The organism is Serratia bockelmannii, assembly GCF_051803255.1.
GTDB lineage: Bacteria > Pseudomonadota > Gammaproteobacteria > Enterobacterales > Enterobacteriaceae > Serratia > Serratia bockelmannii.
In genome coordinates this window covers 2431813-2455331 of record NZ_CP196512.1, presented here as the reverse complement: position 1 = coordinate 2455331, position 23519 = coordinate 2431813, and the positions used below count along the sequence as shown (strand labels likewise).

Sequence of the window (23519 nt, the reverse complement as noted above, 5' to 3'; positions counted from 1 at the left end):
CTCTCTTCGGAAAGGAAGCGCCATGTTCAGCCATATTACCGTCGGCGTCAGCGATCTGGACGCCGCCGCCGCCTTCTACGACGCCATTCTGTTGCCGCTGGGATTACAGCGGCGGGAAGTGACGCCGGACGGCGGTCCCGCTGCCCGCTGCTGGGTGAAGCCGGGCCAAACGCTGCCGCGTTTCTATGCTTACCAACCCTTCGACAGGCAGCCAGCCAGCGCTGGCAACGGCAGCATGCTGGCCTTTCTCGCCGCCGATGAGCTGGAGGTTAAACGCGCCTACGCTGCTGGCCTGCTGGCGGGCGGCAGCAGTGAAGGCGAGCCCGGCGAACGCGCGCATTACGGCAAGGGCTATTACGGCGCTTACCTGCGCGACCCCGACGGCAACAAGGTCCATGTGGTGTACCGGGGAGATCTCGCCTGATGAAATGTTCGGTTTATATCGCCACCAGCGTAGACGGATTCATCGCCGGCGCGGACGGCGACATCGACTGGCTGCTGCGCCCCGAGTACGCGGTTTCGTTGCTAAACGGCCTGAGTTATGAGGCATTTATCGCCGACATCGACGCACTGGTAATGGGGCGCCATACCTATGAAAAAGTCCGCGCCTTTCCCGAATGGCCCTATGGTGACCTGCCGGTGGTGGTGCTGTCGACGCAGCCGCCCTCGCCGCACGAGACAGGCCACGTTCGCTGGATGAATGGCGAACCGGCGGCCATCGTGGCACAGTTGGCCGAGCAAGGCTGCGGTCACCTGTATATCGACGGCGGCCAGACCGTACAGCGTTTCTTGCAGGCCGGATTGATCGACGAACTGACGATTACCCGCGTGCCGCTGCTGCTGGGTGGCGGCATTCCCTTGTTCGGTGCCGATGGCCCGGAGCAACGCCTGCGCCTGCTCGCCGTCACCCAGTCGGACAATGGTTTCGTGCAAGAACGCTACGCGGTTCAGCGCGCATCGTAACGCAGCATCCGTCGGCGGCCGCCGAAGGCGATGAGCAACGCAGCCAGCGCCAACAGCGCCGCCACGCCGTAAGTCACCCGCATGCCGTCAACCGCGGCCGCCGCCGCAGTACCCGCCACCTGCTGCGAAGCCAGATAAAACAGCGCCCCCATCGCCGAAGCGCCGGTGATCGCCCCGAGATTGCGCGCCAGGTTCACCATGCCGGCGATCAGTCCGCGCCGTTCAGGAAACAGATCCTTCATCAGCATGGTGTTGTTGGCCACCTGAAACAGCGCATAGCCGGCGGTCAGCAGCGCGATGGGGGCGATATAGCCGAGCACGCCCCAGCGGTTAAGCAACGACAGCAATGCCGCCCCGGCGGCCACCGCCGCCAGCCCAAACTGGGCGATGCGCTGCGAGCCAAAACGATCCACCAGATAACCGGCCGGTATGCCGGTCAGGATCGCCACCGCCGGCCCCGCCGACATCACCAGCCCGACCTGCGCAGCGCTTAACCCCAGCGCGCGTGACAGATAGAACGGCCCGACCACCAGCGTGGCGGTCATCACCGTCATCACCAGCGCGCTGGCCGCCAGCCCCGCCGTCAGGGCCGGATGGCGGAACAGCGTCGGCGCCAACAGCGGCGATACGGCGCGGCGTTCCACACCGATGAACAGCGCCCCCGCCAACAGCGCCCCCAGCATCAACGCCAGGTTGAGCGCGCCAAAATTGCCGCGCCCAAGGGTCATCGCCAGTGAATAGCAGAGCAATGCGCCGCCCAGCAGCAGCGTACCGGCGCGATCGAACGGTTCCGGGGGCGCTGCCGCGCGCGGCCCATTCGGCAAGTATCGCCAGGCGAGCCACAGCGCCAGCAGCCCCAGCGGCAGGTTGATCAGGAACATCGCCCGCCAGCCGAAACCGACGATCAGCGCGCCGCCCAACGACGGCCCCAGCGCGGTGCCCACGGCCGACATAGTGCCGAGCAGCCCCATCGCGCGGCCGATTTTTTCCGTGCCCAGCGCCTCGCCCGCCAGCGCCATGGCGATTGACATCATGACTGCGCCCCCCAGCCCCTGCGCCAGGCGCGCCGCCAGCAGCAGCCAAAGCTGCGGAGCCAACGCACAAGCCAACGAAGCGGCGGTAAACAGCGCGATGCCCGCCAGCAGCAGGCGGCGGCGATTGAGGCTGTCGCCCAAGCGGCCGATGCCGATGATGCAGGTGGTGACGGCCAGCAAATAACAGAGCAATACCCACTGCACCGCTTGGAACGAGGCATGGAACGCGGTGGCGAGCGCCGGCAGCCCGACATTGGCGATGCTGATGCCGAGCGATGACAGCAGCATGCTCAAAGACAGTGCGGCCAGTATGCCGCGGACGCCCTGCGGCGAAGGATGGGATAACATGATAAGCACTCCTGACATAGACTGAGGATTAGCCTATGTCAGGAGGTAGGATGGCGGAAGACGCACGGTGTGCACTGTATCCATGCGCCTGACGCCTTATCTGACGCGAGCCGTTACCAGGCGGCGATTTCCGCCTCGGTGAGCGGCAACGGCTGAGTCACACCGGTTTCCGCCGCCAGGGTGGCCGCCTCCAGCACCGCCATTACCGCCAGCGCCTGCGGTGCGGTAACCGGATTGCTGCCGGCGCCGCGCAGCGCGTCGCGCACCTGGACGTAATATTGACGCTGGTCGCCATCCGGCGTCGGCAGCGTACGCACCGGCTCCGTGCCGATAAACAGGCTCATCGCATCGTCGTCTTTGCCCCACTCCGCCGAGCCCGGCGTCACGCCAGCCAGCAGTTGGCTCTCCTGCCCGTCGGCGCGCGCTTTGACCACGCTGCCTTTCTCGCCGTGCACGGTAAAGCGTGAGACGCCGCCCGCCACCAGCATGCTGCCGTGCAGGATCACGCGGTGCGTCGGGTAGTTGAGCACCACGTGGGCCCAGTCGTTAATCTGCGCGTTGGGGCGCAGCGTAGCGATGTTGGCCTGCACGCTGTGCGGTAAACCGAACAGCTGCAGCGCCTGATCGACCATGTGTGGCCCCAGATCAAACCACAGCCCGCTGCCCGGCAGGTTCTGCTCGCGCCAGCGCACCCGCACTTCTGGGCGGTAACGATCGATGTGCGACTCAAAGTGCGTCACCTTGCCGATCAGCCCCTGTTCGATCACCTGCTTCACGCCCAGGAAATCGCTGTCCCAGCGGCGGTTCTGGAATACCGACAACAGGCGATCGTGTTTTTCCGCCGCCGCAATCAGCGTACGCGCCTGCGCCAAATCCAGCGTAAACGGCTTATCCACCACCACGTGCTTGCCCGCCTCCAGTGCGGCCAGCGCCAGCGGCGCATGGGTGTCGTTCGGCGATGCGATCACCACCAAATCCACCTCCGGCCGGCGGATGGCCTCCAGCGGATCGGCGATCACCTGCACGTGCGGCAGATCGGCATGCACCTTGGCGGCATCGCGCGAAGCCACCACGCTCAGTTCCAGCCCCGGCACCGCGTTAATCAGCGGCGCGTGAAACGCCTTGCCGACAAAGCCGTAGCCAATCAGCGCCACCTGCAACGGTCGAGCAGTATCGTTCATCAGTGTTCTCCTCTAGCGGTCGTCGGCGACGACACAAAGTTCAATCAATGATTGTTCGTCCAGGTTGTCCCACGGGCGATCGGTAAACAGACGTTGGATCTGCGCCAAATCCGCAACGTGATGCGGCTCGCAGCGGTCCAGTTTCATATGGTCGGCCACCAGCCAGCGCTCGCCGCTGTTGGCCAACATGGCGCGTTTGACCTCTGCATCGGCCTCTTCGCCGGCGCTCAGTCCCAGCTGGGGATGCACCGCACAGGCGCCCAGCAAGGCGATGTCCGCGCGGTAGCGCGCCAGCAACGCCAGCGTGGCGCTGCCGGCAAATAGCCGCTGACGCACATCCCACTGGCCGCCAAGCAGGATCAGGTTAATCTCCGGCCTGTCGCTCAGGCACTGCGCGATATCCAGCGAAGCGGTGATCACCGTCGCCGGGCCGCGCAACGCCTGCGCCACCGCCAACAGCGTACTGCCCGCATCCAGCATCAGGGTGCTGCCGGGCGGGATCTGCGCAGCCACCGCGCGGCCGAGCCGCTGCTTGATCTGCGGCAACAGCGCCGCGCGCGCCTGACGTGGCATGCCGGACGGTTCGAGCGCGATCGCCCCGCCGTGATTTTTCTGCGCCAACCCTTGCCGCTCGAGATCGGCCAGATCGCGGCGCACGGTATCGACCGAAACGCCGATGGCGCCGGCCAATTCCGCCACCGCCGCCTGCCCGCGTTCGCTGAGCAAATCCAGTAAATGGCGCTGTCGTGCCGCTTTGTGCATGGGCTTATTCCGCCGTAAAAAGCATAAAACAGCAATATACAGCAGATAACAGCAATGGAGAAGCCGCAATTGTGCGCACCGGCGATCAAACATCTTTTCGCCTGTGGGACGATGATGATGAAGACATAACGCATAACAATCCGGAGAAACGCATGAACATCGATCTGACGTTTGAACACCTGAACGCACGCGCCGTGCAATACAATGCCCGCGCTTCGGTGGAGGATTTTGACGCCTGCATGGCGGAATACGCCGCGCTGGCCCAGCGCGCCAAGGCCCAGACGCCGGGCATTTACGATCTGCGCTACGGCATGAGCGCCGCCGAGCGCCTCGACCTGTTCCCGGCCAGCGCACAACCCGCCCCGCTGCTGATCTTTATTCATGGCGGCTATTGGCATTCACAGCGCAAAGAGGAAGCCTGTTCGATGGCCGCCGCGTTTGCTCGCCGCGGCGTGGCGGTCGCCACGCTGGAATACACGCTGGCGCCGGAAGCGACGCTCGCGGAGATCGTACATGAGGTGCGCAGCGCCGTCGCCTGGCTCTATCATCACGGGGCGCCGTTCGGCATCGATCCGGCGCGCATTTTCGTCAGCGGCAGTTCGGCCGGCGGCCACCTGTGCGGCATGCTGATCGCCGACGGCTGGCAGCAACGCTATCGCCTGCCGCCCGACGCGATCAAAGGCGCGCTGGCGCTGAGCGGCCTCTACGATCTGCGCCCGCTGTGCGATATCTACATCAACGACTGGTTGCACCTGACGCCCGAGCAGGCGCAAACCCTCAGCCCGCTGTTTTTACTGCCGGCGAAAGACCATGCGCCGCAGATCCTGCTCGACGTCGGCCAGCGGGAAACGCAAGGTTTCAAAAACCAGACGCAGGCCTATTATGACGCTTGCCTGGCGCATGGCCTCGACGTCCAGCTGCTGGCCGACCGTCACTGCAATCACTTTACGCTGGTCAACGAGCTGGCGGATGCGGAAAGCGCGATGTTCCGGCAGGTGATGGCGATGATCGACGCAACGCAACGGTAGCCTGCCGCTGCAACCGCAGCCTGGCGGCGATCGTAATCACCGCCAGCGCGGCGAACAAGGCTCCGCACAGCAGGCTGCCCTGTAGCCCCCACGCGGTAATAAACCCGCCGCCCGCCAGCGAGCCCAGCGCCACGCCCAGATTGATAAAGGCGATATACAGCCCGGTGGCGAACGCCGGCGCTTGCGGGGCTTCGGAGGTCAGCCAAATCTGCGTGACAATCAAACCGCTGGTGTGCGCCGCTCCCCAATACAGGCAAAGCGCCGTCATCGAGCCAATATTCACGCTGCCATAGCGATACAGCAGCGCATAAGCCGCAATCAAGGCTATCGGATGCAGCAGCACCGTCACCGCACGATGGCGGCTCAGCCATCTGCCGGCCAACAGGTTGCCCACGACACCGCCCACACCGAACGCCACCAGAAGAAAGCCGATGACGCCGCCGCTGAGACCGATTTCGCGGCTGAGGTACTCGGCCGCGTAAGCATAGACGGCAAACATGGCGGCAAAGATCAGCACGCAGGTAGTGATATTCAGCCACAGCGTACCGCTGCGCAGTATCGCCAACTGTTTGCCATAGCTGAGGCGCTGTACGGCCGCATCAGGCAAACGCCACAGCAATCCCAGCGCCGCCAGAAGGTTCACCCAGGCACAGAACCTGAACGACGCTTCATAGCTGAACTGTCCGGCGATCCATTGCGTCAGCGGTATCCCCAGCACCATGCCCATGCTGGTGCCGATGAACGCATAAGCGGTTGCTTTGGTAGCTTGATGCGGCGGATAAAGCGCCGCGGCCGCCACCATGGCCAGTGAAAAATAGATCGGATGAAACAACGCCGGCACAATGCGCAGCAGCATGAGCATGGAGAAGCTGTCCACCTGGGCGGACAGCGCGCTGGCCGCCGCAAACACGGTCAACGCGATCAACAACATGCGTTTGCGATTGAATTGCGACGCCAACAGCACCAACAGCGGCCCGAGCAGCGCAATGGTCAGGGCGAAGATCCCGACCAGCCAGCCTGCCTGCGCCGTGGAGATGCCATACCGTGCAATGATCAGCGGCAAAATGCCCACCACGCCGAACTCGATGCAGTAAACGCCGAACAGCCCCAGCGCGAGGAAGAAAATCGGTGGCATCAGACCCATCACCTCGCTCCCGTCGCGGCATAAACCGCCTGACAAATCTCGCCGACAAAGGCGCCGGACATCCCCTCCAGCGCCGTGTTGGTAAACGCCACCACGCTGAGCTGTCGGGCAGGATCGACGAACCACGAGTGGCCATAGGTGCCCCCCATCCGCCAGCTGCCTACGGACTCCGGCGTTTGTGCGGCGACGGGATCTTTCAGCACGGTGATGCCCAGGCCAAACCCGCGCCCTGGCCAAAACGGCATCGTTAAATCGCCGATTTGGTTGGTGGACAGCGCCGTCACCCACTCGGTTGGCAGTACCGGCTTTCCTCCCTGGCGCAACGCTTCCAGCAAGCGCAGGAAATCCTCGGCCGATCCGACCATACCGGCGCCGCCTGAAGCGTAAGCCTGCGGATCCAAGGCTCGCGCCGGCGACAGAAGAAAACCGGCGCTGCCATCGATGAACGGTAAACGATCCGGTTGGCGCAGGCGGCGTGGCCCACCGGGATGGTCGGCGTAAGCGGCCGCCAGGCGCGCGGCGTCCACCGCCAGGAAGTCGGTATCCGTCATCGCCAGCGGCCCGGTCACCCATTTTTTTACTGCCTGCGCCAGCGGCAGGCCGCTCGCCTGTTCAATAACCGCGCCCAACACATCGGTGGCGATAGAATAGCGCCACGCCGCGCCGGGCGGAGCCAGCAAAGGGGCGCAGGCAATACGCCGCACGTTTTCCTGCAGGCTGACGGACGCGTCATCCATACCGTCGGAGACCGCCGACTGAGCGTAGAATCCCCCTTCCGGCTGGAAAAATCGGTAGCTTAATCCGGCGGTGTGGGTCATCAAATGCCATAACGTCATCAACGGTTGGGTGCCATCCGCCAGTCGCGGACGAAAATTCGGTAGCCAACGCGTGATCGGATCGTCTAACCGCACGGCGCCTTGCGCCATCAACGCCAGCGCCGCCGTGGACACGATCGGTTTGGACACCGAGGCCAGACGAAACAGCGTATTGAGCGCCATCGGCCGGCCGGCTTCGCGATCCGCCATGCCCGCCGCGCGTCGATAAACGATTTCACCGCCCTGCGCCACCAAAACGACCACACCAACCAATCGTTTTTCGCGTAAGGCTTTCTCTATCGCGCCGTCAATCGCGTTGGCGGTGGATCCGTATTCATTCATCTTTATTACCCCAGGTAGTCAGCCCATGCTGTCGCCACCGAGCATAGGGCGTGGCGATTAACGAAAAAACAGGCTAGATTTCCTTTCATAGCGGACACTCACGTCCGTAATGGGGCAAGCAATGGATAATCTGTCTGGGGTGAGCGTCTTTGTGCAGACCGCGGAGACGCTGAGTTTCGTTGAGGCCGGGCGCGTGCTCGGCATTTCCGCTTCCGCGGTGGGGAAAAGCATCGCCCGCCTGGAAAACCGGCTGGGCACGCGCCTGTTTCACCGCAGCACGCGCAGCATGACCCTGACCGCCGAAGGCCGGCTGTTTCTGCACCGTTGCCAGCGCATTCTGGATGAATTGGCGGCGGCGGAACGGGAAATCAGCGATACGCACAGCGCGCCGCGCGGCAAGCTGCGTGTCAGTTTGCCGCTGGTGGGCGGCCTGCTGAATCCGGTGCTGGCGGAATTTGTTCGGCGTTACCCGGAGATTGAGCTGGAAACCGATTTTTCCGACCGTCGAGTCGCGGTGATTGAAGAAGGGTTCGATGCGGTGATCCGCGTGGGCGATACCGAGGACTCTCGCTTAATGAGCCGCCAACTGGGCACGTTTCACCTACAGCTGGTGGCGGCGCCGGACTATCTGCGCCGGGCGGGAATACCCCGCCAGCCGGCAGAACTGCGCGATCACGCCTGCCTGTTATACAGATTCCCCACCACCGGCAAAGTCGAGACCTGGCCGGTGGCGGGCGGAGATAAACTGCTCGACGAAGGCCTGGGCAAGCGCACGGTATGCAACACCGTCGATACGCTGATTTACCTGGCGGAACAGGGCCTGGGCATCGCCTGCCTGCCCGATTTCGCGGTGCGACAGGCGCTGGAGCAGCAGCGGCTCCAACACGTGCTTGGCGACCAATGCCGACACAGTGGCAGTCTCAAAATCCTCTGGTCTTCAAGCAAACATCTTACACCGCGTCTCAGGGCATTTATCGACATCATGAGCGTTCGCCTTTTCTCAGCCTAAGTCCTCTACCGTGTTAGAACAAATTCAGCTTTGTTTTGCACAAAAATAGCTAAAGCGCAGCCTGCCGCGCCTGCCAGCAGCCCTGACGGCGGCGCAGTGCCGTCGTGATATTCCATTCAGCGATATAGAAGCGCCGTTCGTTCTTTCGGGACAAAGAAAACCGCCACACAATACCTTTCACCCCGCACTCGTGCATAACCATCTATAAATTCAGGTGTTAACGCCTTGTCATTATCGATAACCGCCCAATTCGCTCATCTGATATTGAACAGCCAGCCGGATCAAACCGCCCTGTCAGCCGCTCGCCGCGGCGTGAAAGATTACTTCGCCTGCGCATTGCCGATTGCCCGCGGGGCGTTGAGCGATGCCGGTCTGGCAGCGATCGGCACGACGTTTCCGCCGACCAGCAGTGAGAACCGTGCAATGCGCTATGGCTATGTCAGCCACTCGTTGGACTTCGATGATTACCATCCTGCGCTGCGTGGCCATCCTAGCACCGTAGTGCTCTCCGCCCTGCTGGCGCTGAACGGTGAGAGTGACAATGTCACTGAGCTATTAACCGCCTATGTCATCGGCGTAGAGGCCGCTGGCCGGCTGGGATTGGCCGCTGGCACGCAACATTACGTGCTGGGTTTTCACAGCACCGCCACCCTGGGCGCGGTCGCCGCCTGCGCCGCCGTGGCGCGTTATCTGCAGCTTGACCAGCGGCAAACGCAGATTGCTCTCGGCCTGGCGGCCACGCAGGCGGCGGGCCTGCGCAGCCAGTTCGGTTCGGCGGCCAAACCGCTGCACGCAGGGCTGGCGGCACGCAACGCGGTCAATGCCGCCCTGCTGGCTCAGGCCGGTTTCATCGGCCAACCGGAGGGCGTGCTGGACAGCCTGCTGACTTCCCACGGCGACGGCCGGCAAAAACCGGAATGCCTGACCGCCGACTGGGGCACGCCCTGGCGCATCCTGCAACCAGGGCTGGAGTTCAAGCGGTACCCGACCTGCGGTGGCACTCACAGCGCGGCCGAGGCGGCGCTCGCCCTGCGCGCGCGGCTGCTGGAACAAGGCGACGCCCTTGCGGAGATCGCACTGGTTGAGGTCAGTTTTCCGCCCGGCGCAGATACCGCACCCTATATTCGCCAGCCGGCCACCGGTGTGGAAGCGCGCTTTAGCCTCGAATACGTCATAGCCGATGCGCTATACCACGGCGAGGTCCCGCTGACGCATTACGGCGAACAGCCGGTCGATGCGGCTATCGCCGCCCTGGCGGCAAAAGTTGAGCGCCATGTCGATCCCGCAGCCCCGCCGGACGCGCTCGATCCGGAGATGCGCTTCCATCGCCTGACCCTGACGCTGCAGGACGGAAGGCAAATAAGTGACGTGGTCACAAGAAAGCAAACCGCCGCCCGGCCGACAGACCTCGACGCCAAGCTGCACGCCATTCTGCAGCTGCTTCCGGGCCTCGAAGGCGAAAGCGTTATCCGCGACTGCGCCCTCATGTCCCCTGGCGCGCTGCCGCGACTGATTGCATTGTTAAATTAATAATAAAACAGGAATAATTATGAGTACTTCACCTTTAACACCATCGCGCCAACTCCGTCTCGGCCTGTTCGTTCAGGCGCTGGGACACCACATCGGAGGATGGCGCGCACAAGGCGCCAGCGGTTCACCGACCGATATCGACTGGTTCACCTGGATCGCAAAAAAAGCCGAAGAAGGCACCTTCGATATGTTCTTCGTCGGCGACGCGTTGGCCACCAGCGTGCACCGCCTGCCCTCGACGATGTCACGCCTGGAGCCGCTGACGCTGCTGGCGGCGCTGGCGGTTAACACCCGCCATATCGGGCTGGCGGCGACCGCCTCCACCACTTTCGATCAACCTTTCCACCTGGCACGCGCCATGGCCTCCATCGACCATATCAGCCACGGCCGCGCCGCCTGGAACGTGGTGACCTCTTTCTCCAGCGATGCGGCGCGCAATTTCAGTCGTGAAGACCTGCCGTCGCACGCCGAACGCTATGAAGTGGCGCGGGAATTCCTCGAGGCCAGCTACAAACTGTGGGACGGCTGGGAAAAAGACGCCATCGTGCGCGATAAGCAAAATGGCGTATACGCTATCGACGAGAAAATCCACGCCGCCAACCATAAGGGCAAGCATTTCTCGGTGCAGGGCCCGCTGAATATTTCCCGCTCGCCGCAGGGGCGGCCAGTGATCATTGAGGCCGGCTCTTCCCCGGCCGGCCAACAGCTGGCGGCGGAAACCGCCGAAGTGGTGTTCACCGCCGCCGCCAGCCTGGAAGAAGGACAAGCTTTCTACCGCAGCCAGAAAAAATACGTGGCCGACGCCGGCCGCAACCCGGACCACCTGCTGATCCTGCCAGGTGTGATGCCGATTGTCGGCCGTACCAAAGAAGAAGCACAGGAAACCTGGTATCAGCTGAATCAACTGGTGGATATCGATAACGGCATTGAGCAGCTGTCGGCGCGCTTTGGCTTCGATTTGAGCGATTACCCGCTGGACGGCCCGGTGCCGAACGTGGGCGCCACCGAAGGCGGCCAAAGCCGCGTGAAACTGCTGACCGATCTGGCCGCGCGGGAAAACCTGACGCTGCGCGAGCTGGCGGCCGTCGCGGCCGGTTCGCGTGGCCACCGCGTGGTGGTAGGCACCGCCGCAGAGATCGCCGACGACTTCCAGCTGTGGCTGGAACAGCAAGGCGCAGACGGCTTCAACATCATGCCGGCGGTGTTGCCCAACCAACTGGAACTGTTCGTCGAGCTGGTGATCCCGGAGCTGCGCCGCCGTGGCCTGTTCCGTGAAGAGTATCAGCATGCAACCCTGCGTGAAAACCTGGGCCTGCCGGAACCGGCAATCAACTTCGCTAACGTAAAATCGGCTTAATCCGCAGGGAAATCATGATGAAAAACACATTCAAACGCACCGTACTGTCCCTGCTGTTGGCTTCCTCCACGCTGGCGCCGTTGGCCGCCGGTCATGCCGCTGAAGGCGATGTTCCCTTCAAGGCGGCGGTGAAAGCTGCCGCCGATCCGGCGCTGCACGACAACCTGCCTGACGCTATCAAAAAGGCCGGCTATATCGTTGCCGGCACCAACCCGAACACCCCGCCGACCACCTTTTACCAGGCGGACAACAAAACGCTGGCCGGGCGTGAAATCGACGTGATGAGCGCAATTGCCGATCGCCTGGGCGTGGCGATCCACTGGAAGGACACCGGCGGTTTCGACAACATCATCCCCGGCCTGAAGTCCGGCCGTTATGACGTCGCGCTGGCCAACATTGACGCCAACAAAAAGCGCTTCCAGCAGGTGGACTTCGTCGGCTATTACAACGCTTCCAAACTGGCCTTGATCGCCCGCAAAGACGCTGCGCTTGGCCCTTACACCGAGCTGGCCCAGCTGTGCGGCCAGACCGTCGGCGCCGGCGCAGGTACCTCGCAAATCACCCGCCTGCAGCAGGCCAGCGATCAATGCGTCGCCGCCGGCAAGCCGGCCATCACCATGCCGATCTTCCCGGACCGTCCGGCCGGGGTGCAGGCGGTGATCAGCGGCCGCGTGCCGATGTTTTTCGGCCCGTATGAAGGGCTGCGCTACCAGGCCACCCACGTCAAACCGCTGACGCTGGCCGGTGATATCAACATCGACGGTACCACGGTGGCCATCGCCCTGCCGAAAGGCTCCGAACTGGTGAAACCGGTGCAGGCGGCGCTAAATTCGCTGATCGCCGACGGCAGCTACCAGAAAATCCTCGACGGCTGGGATATCGGTTTTGGTGCCGTGAAAACCGCCGGCATCAATGAAGAGATCGCAAAATGAGTGGGCAATACCCTGTCGACGACGCGGAACTGAGCATCGTTGGCCACCGGCATTACGGGCGCTGGCTCAGCGCCCTGGTTGTGCTGCTGATCGTCGGCGTTATCGTCAATTCCATGCTGCACAACCCGCGCTTTGAATGGTCGGTGGTGGCGGAAAATCTTACCGAGGCGTCCATCCTCAACGGCGTGCTCATGACGCTGAAGCTGACGGTGATTTCGGTGGTGTTCGGCTTCGCCGGCGGCGTGCTGCTGGCGCTGATGCGCCTGTCGGCCAATCCGGTATTGGTGGCGGTAAGCTGGTTCTACACCTGGTTCTTCCGTGCAGTGCCGATGCTGGTGCAGCTGTTCCTGTGGTACAACATCGCCGCGCTTTATCCCCGCATCAGCTTGTGGATCCCGTTTCTGGGCGAAGTCGCCAGCGCACCGACCAATACCCTTATCAGCACCTTCAGCGCCGCGGTGATTGCGCTGGTGATGCATCAGTCGGCCTATGCGGCGGAGATCGTGCGCGCAGGCATCCAAAGCGTCGGCAGCGGCCAGTTGGAAGCCGCCAAAGCACTGGGCTACCGTCGTGGGCAAATCCTGTGGCGCGTGGTATTGCCGCAGGCGATGCGCACCATCCTGCCGCCGGCGGGCAATGAGGTGATCGGGCAGTTGAAAACCACCGCGGTGGTGTCGGTGATTGCCCTGCAGGACGTGCTGTATTCGGCGCAGATCATTTACCAACGCACCTACGAGGTCATCCCGCTGCTGCTGGTCGCCACCCTGTGGTATCTGGCCATGACTTCGATTCTGTCGATTGGTCAATACTACGTGGAGCGCTATTTTGGCCGCGGCACGCAGGCAACGCGCAGCGGCCGGTTCTTCCTCAACCGCAAAGCCCCTCAGGGAGGTGAACAATGAGCGCATCTATCCACATCAACCGGGTGCGGAAATCCTTTTCCGGCACCGACGTGTTGAAAAACATCAGCCTGACCATTCCGGCAGGTTCGGTAACGGTGATCCTCGGCCCTTCCGGCTCCGGAAAATCCACCCTGTTGCGCTGCATCAACCACCTGGAAAAGCTGGACGGCGGCACCATTCGTGTTGGCGAACAGCTGATCGGCTATCGCCAAAAAGGCCGGCATCTGTACGAGCTGAAAGAAGCCGAGGTGGCCGAACAGCGTAAAAGCATTGGCATGGTATTTCAGCAGTTCAACTTGTTTGCACACCGCACCGTGTTGCAAAACGTCAGCGACGCGCCGCTGCGGGTGAAAAAGGAAAAAAAAGCCGAGGTGCAGGAACGGGCGAAACAGCTGCTGACCCGCGTCGGGCTGGAACATCGCATCAACGCCTGGCCGCGTGAACTGTCCGGCGGCCAGCAGCAGCGCGTCGCCATCGCCCGCGCGCTGGCAATGAACCCACAGGTGTTGCTGTTTGATGAACCGACCTCCGCCCTCGATCCTGAATTGGTTGGCGAAGTGCTGCAGGTGATGAAAGACTTGGCGCATTCGGGCATGACCATGGTGGTGGTCACGCACGAAATCGGCTTCGCACGCGAAGTGGCCGACCAGATTGTCTTTATGGATCAGGGAAAGGTGGTTGAAACGGGCAGCGTGCAGCAGGTTCTGGATGCGCCGGGACATGAGAGGACGCGCAACTTCCTGGCGACGGTATTGTAACCCTCCGTCAGGGGGCGTTGCGTCCCCTGACGTTCAAATTCAGCCGTTATTTTTTCTGCCGATAGCGGAAAAGACGTTGAACACTTCACCCAGGCCGTAAATCGCGCCGAGCAAGACGGCCACCATTACCGGCACCAGGACCACCACGGTGGCCAAGCTTTCAATCATTTCTAACATCGTTCTCTCCTGGTTTATAAGCACAGCGAATCTACGCCGGAAGAAAAGGTTTCCGGCCAATCGATCGATTATCGTGGGGAGGCAGTCTAAAACGTGAGCTACATCACACTTGATGCGAGCTAATGTAACTTACACAATTACATTAACGCAATGCAAAAAATGCTCTGCGCGTAGCGGGAATTTGCGTGGTTTTTTATTGCGTATCCGCTTGATATTGCGGTGAACAAGGGACAAAAGGATAGCCTGCGCACCGTTCGACCTGCCCGGCCATTTCGGCGATGCTGGTTTGCGCCAGGCTGGCTTCCAGCGCGTGACCGACGCGTGCAAATTCTTGCTCCAGCACCGGGGTAATGGCGTGGCCGATATAGCACGCATCGTTAGGCCGGGTACGGTGCAGCATGAAATACGGTTGATCCTCTACCGCGCGATACACGTCCAGCAGCGAGATCGTTTCCGCCGGCCGCGCCAGCAGCGCCCCACCGCCTTGTCCCATCTGTGAATAGGTCAGCCCGGCCTCCGCCAGCGCGCCGAGGATGCGCCGTACTACCGTCGGATTCGTGTTGACGCTGCGCGCGATGTCTTCGGAACGCACCGTCTGGCCACGACACAGCGTGATATTGGTCAGAATATGGATGGCAACGGCAAATCGCGTAGAGGTAGACACCTTGGCACCTGCTCAGAGTTTCGTTTATGTCGGATTAAAACATAAGGAAAGCGTATCAATTTACGGTAATACACATAATGAGTAGGGATAATGAGAATGTCAACCTGCCCCGCCCGATGGCGGCGGCGGCTCACGCTTCTGTGCGGATCTTCGTCACTTTATCGGGATAAAATGCCAGATGATCCTTGATCGCTACCACGGCGTTGTAGGGCATTTCATAACTCCAGGCCACATTGGCCTCCTGCTCGCCGTTAAGCACAAGGGAGAAATAACTGCAGTCGCCCTTATAAGGGCAGTAGCTGACGTGCTCGTTTTTCTGCAACAGCGCCCGATTCACATCCTCACGCGGAAAGTAAAACACCGGCGGATAGGTGGCTTCCTGCAGGATGAGCACGTTGCGGCTATCGGCCAGGGTCTGACCGGCTGCACGCACGACAACCCGCGCCGGATGGCGGGTCAAGGTGATTGGGTGGTCCGGGCCGGGGATTTTCACCGGTTTGCCGGATGCGGAAACGAGATCGGACATGGCGGCCTCCAGAGTGTGCGCCCCGCACCCCGCGAGGCGTCTTTCCAGTATAGACCCACGATTTTACCGGCGGCCGCACATTCGGCGAGCAATCGCTTTTCACCGCCGCAAAATTAAGAATTTTTACCTGTTCGATTTTCTTACGGAGGAATACATTCATCCCAACTTCTACCGGCAGGTTAATCGGATTATTTTTAATCCATTAATCAGTCAATTTACCAGGAACTCATTATGAATATTAAACGTGCCGCAGGTGTGTTGGTGGTGGTGATGGCAACGCTTTCCGTTACCGCATGTGGGCATATGTCCAATCGCGATCGCAACACGGCGATCGGCGCGGGCGTCGGCGCAGTCGGCGGTGCGGTGCTGACCGACGGCAGCACGCTGGGTACCCTCGGCGGCGCGGCGCTGGGTGGCATTATCGGCCACCAGACCAGCCGTTAATCATCGCGCTAAAATAATCTCTGCAGGCCGGCACTTTTTTAATCCATAAGCGCCGGTCTGTTTTTTATTTATCGAAATAACGTCCCTCAGCGGTGGAAAATAATAAATAACGTTTAGCGCAGCTTTATTATTCATTAACCTGCGTCAGGGTTATTTATTGCACAGGCAGCCTGAAACGCGCCATCGCTTTTTCCAACCGTTCCGATTCGCCCTGCAGCGACTGAGAAGCTTCAGTCACCGCGTTCACCACGGCGCCGGTTTGTTGCGACACCTGATTCAGCGCCGCAATGCGCGCCGTCACGTCCTGAATGCTCTCCCCCTGATTGAAAGACGCCTGCGAGATTTCCCCCATCAGGGCACTGCATTTGTTCACCAGATCGATAATCTGGCGCAGGTTGCCGGTCAGCAGATCCACCGCCTGCGAACCTTGATCGATTTGCTGCAGTGAACGGTTGATCAACTGCTGAATATCGCGCGTCGAATGGCTGCTCTTTTGCGCCAACAGACCCACCTCTTTGGCTACGATGGCAAAGCCGCGGCCGTGAACGCCGGCATGCGCGGCCTCGATCGCCGCATTCAGCGCCAGAATATGGGTCTGGAACGCCACGCTGTCGATCAGCGCGACGATGCCACGCATCTCGGCCGATTGGTTGACGATCCCTTGGATTGAAACATTGACGGTTTCCATCATCTGCTCACCGGCGCCGGCGTACTGCCGGGCTTGTTCGGTTCGTTGGCTGGCCTGCTGGGCATATTGGCCGTTTTCTTCCACCCGCGCCGCCAGCTGCTGCACGTGCTCGGTCGCCAACTGCAATTCGCCGTCCTGCTTCGCCGATTGTGCCGTCAACTGGCGATTGCCGTCCGCCAGCCGGCCGACGCCACTCAGGATCCCGCTCGCCGCATCGCGCACCTCGCTCACCAGCCGCTGCAGGCCGTTTTGCATATGGCCAATGCTGGTCTGCAGCTGACGCATCTCGCGGTTCAACACCCGCTCAGGCGGCAGCGGCCGCGAAAGATCGCCGGCGGCCAGCACGTTGAGGTGCGCGATTGCCCGCTGCAACGGTGCGATAACCCAGCGAGAGACGCCGACCCAGACCCCCACGGCAATCAGCACCAGCGCCGCCAGCGCGCCAAACGCAAAGATCTTGGCCTGCTCCAGCGCCGCCAATTGCCGCACGTTGACGTCATCGCCACGCCGCTCGTTCAGCGTCTGGTAGGCAAGATACTTCTCGTTGAAATCCGCCTGAAACGCCTGGATCGGCACGGCGAAAAACGCATCGACGCTGGCGCTGCTTTGCAACCCTTGCGCCTGTTCCTTCAGGCCGTCATAGAACAGACGATAGCTGTCTTTCAGGGCGCCCGTCGCTTCGGGCGCAGCCGTGCTCAAGCGCTCGAACCGGGCAAAGGCCTGCTTTGAAGCCGCCAACGCCGCCAACGATTCATCCAGCAGGCTATGCCAACTGCCCTCGGAGCCGGTGGCTTTATCCTGCAGATAATAGATGCCCGCACGGTTCAGGGTATCGCTGGCCGTCAGCAGCGACAGTCTGGCGCGATCCATTGTCGCCTGCTGGCGATGCAACGCATCGCCCGTCACCAGATTAACCTTGGCGTCGCGCAAAATATTGGAAATAAATAGGGTGGAAAACAATTGCAGCAGAGAAAATAGCGCGATAACGCAAATTACCCCGCTTAATAAGCCCATGCTCTTGCCGAAGCCAAACGCACGCGGTAGCGCTGCCGCAGGTTTTACCCTGCGGCCCAGTGTCAGTTTTATGTTCATGATTTTTAGTCAGTCATACCAGGATGCCGCGAGTCTAACGGGCATTGATGACACGACTATTTCAGCCTGCTCTGCGTCGCCCCCGCCGGCCAAGATCCCCCAATAATCGGTATTGCCCGTCAACTCTCATTTTTATTTCTTGACTTGTTTAATACCGGATTTATAGTTTTTCCATTAAAAAAGAAACAAAGTTTCATATATTAACCGGCGCGGAATTTAATATATGAAACGCTCAATAAAATCGTCTCAAATATAAAACCGATGAGCGTAAATGCCCTGTTCACAGGTGAAACTCGCTCGCCTTAATAAACAGTCTATTTTCTTCAGGGGCCTGCTATGCGCAAGATCACGCTTTGTTTTTTCCTTGTTTCACCAGTGAGTTATGCAACCGTCGCCGCATTGCCCAACGATGCTGCCACCACCGCAGCGCCGGTAAAAAAAAGCCGCCCGGCATTTCCGCATATTCATTGGCAAAGCGAGGATAATAAAAAGAATATTGATATCGGCGGCGCACTGCGCGCCAATTATCGCTATGAAGACTGGCACAGCAGCAATTATCGTAATCCTCCGCATTTACGCTTTGACGCCTTTCGCATCGATGCCGCCGGCCAGGTAAACGATGCATTTTTCGATGGCGGATTCTGGTTTCAGGATCGGCGCAAATACGCCATCGACCGCGCCTATGTCGGCTATCACCTGTCTGAACGTTCCGCCGTGCAACTGGGCGCGCCGTTCAAACCGTTCGGCCTGATGCCCTACCCGCAGTTCGGCTGGTCGTACGGCATTCCGTTTTACCTCGGCTTTGGCGTCAACACCGGGCTGGGCGCCAAATACCAATATCAGCATGACGATTGGGCCTTCGACGCCGCCTATTACCCGCGCATGATGCCGACCGGCGTGCGTTACGCCCCCGACGTCGCCAGCTACGACGATTTGAAAAACACCAACTATGCGTCACAGCACCTGCAGCGCAACGAAAAACGCGATCAGATAAACCTGCGGCTGACGCGCGCTTTCCACCAGGGCGGCTGGGACAATGAGCTCGGCGGTTCGCTGGCGGCCTCACGGCTCTACAACCAGGCTACCGGCGATAACGGCAGCTTCTGGGCGGCAGGCCTGCATACGCTGGTGAATAACGATCCCTGGCATCTGTCCGGCCAGGTGATCCGCTACGGTTACGACGCCAAAGGCCCGGCCGGGGCCAACAATTCGGTGATCCTGATGGGCGGCAACGGCCTGACGCCGGCCTATCTGATCCCGTCGCAGGCCACCACCGCCGCCATCAACCTGGCGCGCGACGTCGACGTACCCTGGGGGCCGGTGAAAAAGCTGCGCTTCTACAACGACTACAGCGTGCTCTGGAAGGATAAGCACGGCGGTTCCGACTCCAAAATGAATACGCTCGGGGTGCAGGTGTTCGCCATGCCGGTGATGCTGTGGGTGGATCTGACCTGGGCGCAGAACGCCAACCCGTGGGGCGGCGTGGAAAACGCCACCGGTTGGACCGGCACGCAATCCTCCGGCAGCAATAAATGGTATTTTCGCACTAACGTGAACATCGGTTACTACTTCTGAGCACGGCGAGATCTACACTGAAGTATCACCGCCAACCGGAGAAGCCACGATGCTGAGCACGCAAACGCTGCATATTGCCATCAACCGCCCCTGTGACGAGGTGTACGCCTTTCTCAGCCAGCCGGAAAATTTCCCCTTGTGGGCCAAAGGGTTGGCCAACAGTTTACGGCAGGAAGATGAAGAATGGGTGGCAGACACCCCACAGGGAAAACTTCGTATTCGCTTCAGCGCGCCGAATGCCTTCGGCGTGCTGGATCATTGGGTGACGCTGCCGAACGGCGGCGTGGTCTACGTGCCGCTGCGCGCGCTCGCCAACCGGCACGGCACCGAGGTGATCTTCACCCTGTTCCGCCAGCCGGACATGGACGACGCGCTGTTCGCCCGCGACGCCGGGCTGGTGAACGCCGATCTGCAGGCGCTAAAGCGCCTGCTGGAATCGCGCTAATCCCCATCAGCTCTTGACCGACGACACCACGTTAAGCGGTTGGGCATCCGGCAGGATATTCATGTGCTCCAGCACCTGGGCCATGATCTTGCCGAACACCGGCCCCGCCACCGAACCGCCGAAGTGCTTGCCGGCTTTCGGGTTGTTGACCATCACCACCAGCGCCACCTGCGGATCGCTGGCCGGCGCCACACCGGCGGTGTAGTTGATGTAGCCGCCGTCGTATTTGCCGCTGGGGCCCATTTTCTCGGCGGTACCGGTTTTGATCGCCAGCCGATAGCCCGGCACCGCGGCGCTCACCCCGCTGCCGCCAGGCAAGGCGTCGCTCTCCATCATATGCACCACGGACCGTACCGTATCCGCCGGCAGAATACGTTGCCCCATCACCGGCGGCGTCACCTTGGTGATCGACAGCGGCCGATAAATGCCGAAGGAACCGATAGCAGCATATTCGCGTGCCATCTGCAGCGGCGTCACGCGCAGCCCATAGCCGAAGGAGAAGGTAGCGCGTTCGATATCGGCCCAGCGTTCACGGTGCTGCGGCAGATAGCCGCTGCTCTCGTTGCCGATGCCAAGCTCGGTCGGCCGCCCCAGGCCAAAGCTACGGTAGACCGCCGGCAGCACGGTGGCCGGCAGCGCCAGCGCAATGTGCGATACCGCGATGTCGCTCGATTTTTGCAGCACGCCGGTGATGGTCAGTTTCGACCAGTGGCCGACGTCTTTGATCAGGTGACCGTTCACCCGATACGGCGTGGTGTCCAACACGGTATCCGGCCGGATCAGCTTATGTTCCAACCCCACCATCACCACCACCGGTTTCACCGTCGAACCCGGTTCGAAGCTGTCGCTGCTGCACACGTTGCGGATATCTTTCGCCGGCGTGCTGCCATAGTTGTTCGGGTTGAACGACGGATAGCTGGCCATACCGAGGATTTCGCCGGTGTCGATCTTGACCAGTACCGCACAGCCGGAGTCGGCCTGGTTAGCCACCACGCCGTCGCGGATCTGCGCATAGAGCACGTACTGGATAAATTTGTCGATGCTGAGCGTCACGTTCGGCGGTGGCACCGGATCCACGCTTTTGAGCACGCCGATCACCGCGCCGCTGCCATCCTTCTGATAGACCCGCAGGCCGTTTTTGCCCTGCAACAGCGGATTGAAGCCCAGCTCGATGCCCTCCAGCCCCTGATTGTCCTGGCCGACGATACCGATCAGCCCGGCGGCATCCTGGCCCATCGGATAAAAGCGGCTGAAATCCTGCTCGGCGCTGACGCCGGTCAGGTGCAGTTTGCTGATGTAGGCGGCGTTGTCGTCCTCCACCTTGCGCGCCAGGTAGACAAAACGTTTGTGCGCGTTGCTCTGGATCAGATGCTGTACGTCCGCCAGCGGGATCTTCAGCACGTTGGCCATACTCTGCCAGCGTTCGTTACCGGTATCGGTCTGGGTATCGAGAATATGCTTCGGGTCCAGCACGATGTCTTTGGAGGACACGCTGACCGCCAGCGCCTCATCGTTGCGATCGGTGATCATGGCGCGGTTGGTCGGCACCACCTGGGTGCGGATCGAGCGCTGGTCCGCCTGATCCGCCAGCTGCTGGTGCTCCAGCAGCTGCAGGTAGCCGACCCTGAACGCCAACAGAAAAAAACAGACCAGTATGCCGGCGCAAATCCAGCCGAAACGAACTGTGGAATAGGTTTTACCGCTCTTTTTGGTCGATGGCGCCACTGTTGTGTTAACCCTGCGTTTTTATTCGGTTTATGGTGTTATTTCAGTCTACCTTGCCGGAAATGGTCAGGAGATTGCAGTTTGTAAGAAAGTAAAAACAAACCGCATCACCGTTGCACATCCGCACTGTCGTTTAACTGCGGTTTACTTTGCGCCGGATCGCCGGGCTGCGGCGCGTTGGCCGGGTCGAAAATATGGTCAAGGATCGCGCGGGCGGTCGGCCCCGCCACCACGCCGTCGCCACCGCCGTTTTCCAGGATCAGCGCCATCGCCACCCGGGGGGTTTTGTAAGGCGCGAACAGCGTATAGAAGATGTGATCGCGCAGCCGCACCGGGATCATTTTGGCGTTGTAAGTCTGGTTTTGCTTCAGGCTGAACACCTGCGAGGTGCCGGATTTGGCGGCGATCTGATACGGCGCGGTGTGGAACAGTTTGTAACCGGTGCCGTTCGGCAGGTTGGCCATGCCGTACATGCCGTTGCGCACGATGCCCCAGTAAGGCGAGTGGGGATCGCCGATCTGCGCCGCTTGCGCCGGCGGCTGGTAGCGCGTCACCCGGTTGCCCTGCTGCAGCGAATACAGCAGGTGCGGCGTTTTCACCTGGCCGTTGTTGATCAGCGTGGTCAGCGCTTTTACCATCTGGATCGGCGTCGCCACCCAATACCCCTGGCCGATGCCCACCGAAACCGTATCCCCCTGATACCAGCCCTTTTTGTGCACCTTCAGCTTCCAGTCGCGGCTCGGCAGCACGCCGCGGTACTCTTCGTTCAGATCGATGCCGGTGGACTGGCCGTAGCCGAACTGGCTCAGCCAGTGGTGGATACGGTCGATGCCCATCTCATACGCCACCTGATAAAAGAAGGTGTCGGCGGATTCCTCGATCGCTTTGGTGACGTTGAGTATGCCGTGGCCGGTTTTCAGCCAGTCGCGGTAGCGGCGTTCGGTGCCGGGCAGCGTCCAGGTCGGCGCGCCGAAAAAGGTAGTGGTGGGTGTGATCACCCCGGCGAACAGCGCAGAAACGGCCATGTAGGGCTTCACCGTCGACGCCGGCGGGTACAAGCCCTGAGTGACGCGGTTGATCAGCGGCAGATCCGGGTTGGTCAGCAGCGTCTTATAAGCCTGATAGCCGATGCCTTTGACGAAAGGATTGGGATCGTAGCTGGGGCTGGAGACCATCGCCAGGATGCCGCCGTCGCGCGGATCTTCCACCACCACCGCGGCGCGCTGCCCCTTCAGCACCGATTCGATGTACTGCTGCAGCGGCAAATCCAGCGTCAGGTAGATGTTCTTGCCGGCCTTCGGCGGCTGCTCCTTCAGCAGGCGGATCACCCGCCCGTGGTTATCCACCTCCACCTCCTGATAGCCGGTGGTGCCGTGCAGTTCGGACTCGTAATAGGCCTCGATGCCCTGTTTGCCGATGTTGCGGTCGGCGGCATAGTTCTCGCTCAGCCCGGCCTTGTCCAGGCGTTTGAGATCGCTGTCGTTGATCTTCGACACATAGCCCAGCACGTGCGCCAGCTGGGCGCCGTAAGGATATTCACGCTGTTGATAGGTATCGATCGTCACCCCGTCGAAACGGTATTGATTGACGGCAAAGCGCGCCACCTCGGTGTCGTTCAGCCCGGCTTTGAGCGTCACCGGCTTGTAACGGCTGTTGTGGTGCATGTCGTCGCGAAACGCGCTGATGTCTTCCGGCGTCAGGTCGACGATCGGCGTCAGCGCCTGCAGCAACGCCGCCATGTCGGTGATTTTGCTGGGCGTGATCTCGATACGATACAGTGTCACGTTTCGCACCAGCGGAGTGCCGTTACGATCGAAGATCAGCCCGCGGCTGGGGGCGATCGGCAGCATCTTGATGTCATTCTGGTTGGAGCGCGTCTGGTAAAAGCCGTGCTGGCGGATTTGCAGCCGGTAGAGGTTGACGATCAATACGCCGAAGCAGACCACCACCAGCGCCAGCGCCACGCCTGCCCGGCCGATAAACAGCCTTTCTTCCGCAGAGTGGTCGCGAATTGTTTCTTTTAACAGGGCCATGCAGTGCCGGTACCTTTTGCGTCACATTTCCCCGCAAAATCAGGG

Annotated in this window: 23 protein-coding genes; 12 read left to right on the top strand and 11 right to left on the bottom strand. The window is 61.1% G+C overall.

Annotated features, from left to right (window positions below):
• Positions 1-22 precede the first annotated feature (22 nt).
• Together ACSJLU_RS11835 and ACSJLU_RS11830 are read left to right on the top strand one after the other, a co-directional pair.
• On the top strand, positions 23-424 hold the full coding sequence (locus tag ACSJLU_RS11835) for a VOC family protein (RefSeq protein ID WP_025302802.1): 402 nt from the start codon (positions 23-25) through the stop codon (positions 422-424).
• The gene (locus ACSJLU_RS11830; protein ID WP_170311432.1) at positions 424-963 is read left to right on the top strand and encodes a dihydrofolate reductase family protein; all 540 of its coding nucleotides are present in this window, start codon (positions 424-426) and stop codon (positions 961-963) included. The genes ACSJLU_RS11835 and ACSJLU_RS11830 overlap by 1 nt, the downstream gene beginning before the upstream one ends.
• Here the strand turns inward: ACSJLU_RS11830 and ACSJLU_RS11825 are convergent.
• The 3 genes from ACSJLU_RS11825 to ACSJLU_RS11815 all read right to left on the bottom strand — a co-directional run bounded on the left by ACSJLU_RS11825 (position 948) and on the right by ACSJLU_RS11815 (position 4288).
• A complete protein-coding gene (locus ACSJLU_RS11825) occupies positions 948-2345 on the bottom strand; it encodes an MFS transporter (protein ID WP_049204010.1) in 1398 nt (465 codons plus the stop codon). The two genes, ACSJLU_RS11830 and ACSJLU_RS11825, sit on opposite strands and share 16 nt — an antisense overlap.
• 113 nt (positions 2346-2458) lie before the next feature.
• On the bottom strand, positions 2459-3526 hold the full coding sequence (locus ACSJLU_RS11820; protein WP_025302799.1) for an oxidoreductase: 1068 nt from the start codon (positions 3524-3526) through the stop codon (positions 2459-2461).
• Positions 3527-3538: 12 nt separating this feature from the next.
• The gene (locus tag ACSJLU_RS11815) at positions 3539-4288 is read right to left on the bottom strand and encodes a DeoR/GlpR family DNA-binding transcription regulator (RefSeq protein ID WP_025302798.1); all 750 of its coding nucleotides are present in this window, start codon (positions 4286-4288) and stop codon (positions 3539-3541) included.
• 152 nt (positions 4289-4440) lie between these two features.
• Between ACSJLU_RS11815 and ACSJLU_RS11810 the strand changes: the two genes are divergently transcribed.
• Positions 4441-5316: an alpha/beta hydrolase gene (locus ACSJLU_RS11810; RefSeq protein ID WP_049204058.1), complete on the top strand. Its 876-nt coding sequence runs from the start codon at positions 4441-4443 to the stop codon at positions 5314-5316.
• On the opposite strand, the gene ACSJLU_RS11805 is transcribed toward ACSJLU_RS11810, so the two are convergent.
• Positions 5243-6460, bottom strand: a complete 1218-nt coding sequence (locus ACSJLU_RS11805) for an MFS transporter (RefSeq protein WP_025302796.1) — start codon at positions 6458-6460, stop codon at positions 5243-5245. The two genes, ACSJLU_RS11810 and ACSJLU_RS11805, sit on opposite strands and share 74 nt — an antisense overlap.
• A complete protein-coding gene (locus ACSJLU_RS11800) occupies positions 6460-7617 on the bottom strand; it encodes a serine hydrolase (protein WP_197770259.1) in 1158 nt (385 codons plus the stop codon). Before ACSJLU_RS11800 ends, ACSJLU_RS11805 begins: the two co-directional genes overlap by 1 nt.
• A 121-nt stretch (positions 7618-7738) precedes the next feature.
• Here ACSJLU_RS11800 and ACSJLU_RS11795 point away from each other — a divergent pair, with 121 nt between their 5' ends.
• The 6 genes from ACSJLU_RS11795 (at position 7739) to ACSJLU_RS11770 (ending at position 14105) form a co-directional block, all read left to right on the top strand.
• Entirely contained in the window at positions 7739-8626 is an 888-nt protein-coding gene (locus ACSJLU_RS11795) for a LysR family transcriptional regulator (protein WP_342099722.1), read from the top strand.
• A 225-nt stretch (positions 8627-8851) separates the two neighbouring features.
• Positions 8852-10156: an MmgE/PrpD family protein gene (locus tag ACSJLU_RS11790; RefSeq protein WP_380826922.1), complete on the top strand. Its 1305-nt coding sequence runs from the start codon at positions 8852-8854 to the stop codon at positions 10154-10156.
• Positions 10157-10175: 19 nt separating this feature from the next.
• Positions 10176-11513, top strand: a complete 1338-nt coding sequence (locus ACSJLU_RS11785; RefSeq protein WP_060447190.1) for an LLM class flavin-dependent oxidoreductase — start codon at positions 10176-10178, stop codon at positions 11511-11513.
• 17 nt (positions 11514-11530) lie between these two features.
• The gene (locus ACSJLU_RS11780) at positions 11531-12445 is read left to right on the top strand and encodes an ABC transporter substrate-binding protein (RefSeq protein ID WP_380826918.1); all 915 of its coding nucleotides are present in this window, start codon (positions 11531-11533) and stop codon (positions 12443-12445) included.
• Entirely contained in the window at positions 12442-13347 is a 906-nt protein-coding gene (locus ACSJLU_RS11775; protein ID WP_025302790.1) for an amino acid ABC transporter permease, read from the top strand. The genes ACSJLU_RS11780 and ACSJLU_RS11775 overlap by 4 nt, the downstream gene beginning before the upstream one ends.
• The gene (locus ACSJLU_RS11770; RefSeq protein WP_025302789.1) at positions 13344-14105 is read left to right on the top strand and encodes an amino acid ABC transporter ATP-binding protein; all 762 of its coding nucleotides are present in this window, start codon (positions 13344-13346) and stop codon (positions 14103-14105) included. The genes ACSJLU_RS11775 and ACSJLU_RS11770 overlap by 4 nt, the downstream gene beginning before the upstream one ends.
• A 39-nt stretch (positions 14106-14144) precedes the next feature.
• Here the strand turns inward: ACSJLU_RS11770 and ACSJLU_RS11765 are convergent, their stop codons facing one another.
• The 3 genes from ACSJLU_RS11765 to ACSJLU_RS11755 form a co-directional block, all read right to left on the bottom strand.
• Entirely contained in the window at positions 14145-14282 is a 138-nt protein-coding gene (locus tag ACSJLU_RS11765) for an AcrZ family multidrug efflux pump-associated protein (RefSeq protein WP_016927779.1), read from the bottom strand.
• Between the two features lie 193 nt (positions 14283-14475).
• The gene (locus ACSJLU_RS11760; RefSeq protein WP_025302788.1) at positions 14476-14946 is read right to left on the bottom strand and encodes an Rrf2 family transcriptional regulator; all 471 of its coding nucleotides are present in this window, start codon (positions 14944-14946) and stop codon (positions 14476-14478) included.
• A 130-nt stretch (positions 14947-15076) separates the two neighbouring features.
• Positions 15077-15472, bottom strand: coding sequence for a DUF427 domain-containing protein (locus ACSJLU_RS11755; RefSeq protein WP_049209196.1), 396 nt, complete (start codon positions 15470-15472; stop codon positions 15077-15079).
• 231 nt (positions 15473-15703) lie between these two features.
• On the opposite strand from ACSJLU_RS11755, the gene osmB reads away from it, so the two are divergent.
• Positions 15704-15916, top strand: coding sequence for an osmotically-inducible lipoprotein OsmB (osmB, locus tag ACSJLU_RS11750; protein ID WP_004940700.1), 213 nt, complete (start codon positions 15704-15706; stop codon positions 15914-15916).
• Positions 15917-16070: 154 nt separating this feature from the next.
• Here the strand turns inward: osmB and ACSJLU_RS11745 are convergent, their stop codons facing one another.
• Positions 16071-17696, bottom strand: coding sequence for a methyl-accepting chemotaxis protein (locus ACSJLU_RS11745; RefSeq protein WP_380826914.1), 1626 nt, complete (start codon positions 17694-17696; stop codon positions 16071-16073).
• Positions 17697-18032: 336 nt separating this feature from the next.
• On the opposite strand from ACSJLU_RS11745, the gene ACSJLU_RS11740 reads away from it, so the two are divergent.
• Both ACSJLU_RS11740 and ACSJLU_RS11735 read left to right on the top strand, forming a co-directional pair.
• Positions 18033-19271 carry a hypothetical protein gene (locus ACSJLU_RS11740; protein ID WP_043142747.1) on the top strand — a complete coding sequence of 413 codons (1239 nt, stop codon included), beginning with the start codon at positions 18033-18035 and terminating at the stop codon, positions 19269-19271.
• 49 nt (positions 19272-19320) lie between these two features.
• Positions 19321-19716 carry a polyketide cyclase gene (locus tag ACSJLU_RS11735; RefSeq protein ID WP_060447193.1) on the top strand — a complete coding sequence of 132 codons (396 nt, stop codon included), beginning with the start codon at positions 19321-19323 and terminating at the stop codon, positions 19714-19716.
• Positions 19717-19722: 6 nt separating this feature from the next.
• Here the strand turns inward: ACSJLU_RS11735 and ACSJLU_RS11730 are convergent, their stop codons facing one another.
• On the bottom strand, positions 19723-21441 hold the full coding sequence (locus ACSJLU_RS11730) for a penicillin-binding transpeptidase domain-containing protein (protein WP_380826910.1): 1719 nt from the start codon (positions 21439-21441) through the stop codon (positions 19723-19725).
• A gap of 107 nt (positions 21442-21548) precedes the next feature.
• On the bottom strand, positions 21549-23474 hold the full coding sequence (gene mrdA, locus ACSJLU_RS11725) for a penicillin-binding protein 2 (RefSeq protein ID WP_380826908.1): 1926 nt from the start codon (positions 23472-23474) through the stop codon (positions 21549-21551).
• Between the last annotated feature and the right edge of the window lie 45 nt (positions 23475-23519).

Bases quoted from the DNA above. Each gene is read 5' to 3' on its own strand.
- ACSJLU_RS11835 (WP_025302802.1), top strand. From the start codon at position 23: ATGTTCAGCCATATTACCGTCGGCGTCAGCGATCTGGACGCCGCCGCC.
- ACSJLU_RS11830 (WP_170311432.1), top strand. From the start codon at position 424: ATGAAATGTTCGGTTTATATCGCCACCAGCGTAGACGGATTCATCGCC.
- ACSJLU_RS11825 (WP_049204010.1), bottom strand. From the start codon at position 2,345: ATGTTATCCCATCCTTCGCCGCAGGGCGTCCGCGGCATACTGGCCGCA.
- ACSJLU_RS11820 (WP_025302799.1), bottom strand. From the start codon at position 3,526: ATGAACGATACTGCTCGACCGTTGCAGGTGGCGCTGATTGGCTACGGC.
- ACSJLU_RS11815 (WP_025302798.1), bottom strand. From the start codon at position 4,288: ATGCACAAAGCGGCACGACAGCGCCATTTACTGGATTTGCTCAGCGAA.
- ACSJLU_RS11810 (WP_049204058.1), top strand. From the start codon at position 4,441: ATGAACATCGATCTGACGTTTGAACACCTGAACGCACGCGCCGTGCAA.
- ACSJLU_RS11805 (WP_025302796.1), bottom strand. From the start codon at position 6,460: ATGGGTCTGATGCCACCGATTTTCTTCCTCGCGCTGGGGCTGTTCGGC.
- ACSJLU_RS11800 (WP_197770259.1), bottom strand. From the start codon at position 7,617: ATGAATGAATACGGATCCACCGCCAACGCGATTGACGGCGCGATAGAG.
- ACSJLU_RS11795 (WP_342099722.1), top strand. From the start codon at position 7,739: ATGGATAATCTGTCTGGGGTGAGCGTCTTTGTGCAGACCGCGGAGACG.
- ACSJLU_RS11785 (WP_060447190.1), top strand. From the start codon at position 10,176: ATGAGTACTTCACCTTTAACACCATCGCGCCAACTCCGTCTCGGCCTG.
- ACSJLU_RS11780 (WP_380826918.1), top strand. From the start codon at position 11,531: ATGAAAAACACATTCAAACGCACCGTACTGTCCCTGCTGTTGGCTTCC.
- ACSJLU_RS11775 (WP_025302790.1), top strand. From the start codon at position 12,442: ATGAGTGGGCAATACCCTGTCGACGACGCGGAACTGAGCATCGTTGGC.
- ACSJLU_RS11770 (WP_025302789.1), top strand. From the start codon at position 13,344: ATGAGCGCATCTATCCACATCAACCGGGTGCGGAAATCCTTTTCCGGC.
- ACSJLU_RS11765 (WP_016927779.1), bottom strand. From the start codon at position 14,282: ATGTTAGAAATGATTGAAAGCTTGGCCACCGTGGTGGTCCTGGTGCCG.
- ACSJLU_RS11755 (WP_049209196.1), bottom strand. From the start codon at position 15,472: ATGTCCGATCTCGTTTCCGCATCCGGCAAACCGGTGAAAATCCCCGGC.
- osmB (WP_004940700.1), top strand. From the start codon at position 15,704: ATGAATATTAAACGTGCCGCAGGTGTGTTGGTGGTGGTGATGGCAACG.
- ACSJLU_RS11745 (WP_380826914.1), bottom strand. From the start codon at position 17,696: ATGAACATAAAACTGACACTGGGCCGCAGGGTAAAACCTGCGGCAGCG.
- ACSJLU_RS11740 (WP_043142747.1), top strand. From the start codon at position 18,033: ATGCGCAAGATCACGCTTTGTTTTTTCCTTGTTTCACCAGTGAGTTAT.
- ACSJLU_RS11735 (WP_060447193.1), top strand. From the start codon at position 19,321: ATGCTGAGCACGCAAACGCTGCATATTGCCATCAACCGCCCCTGTGAC.
- mrdA (WP_380826908.1), bottom strand. From the start codon at position 23,474: ATGGCCCTGTTAAAAGAAACAATTCGCGACCACTCTGCGGAAGAAAGG.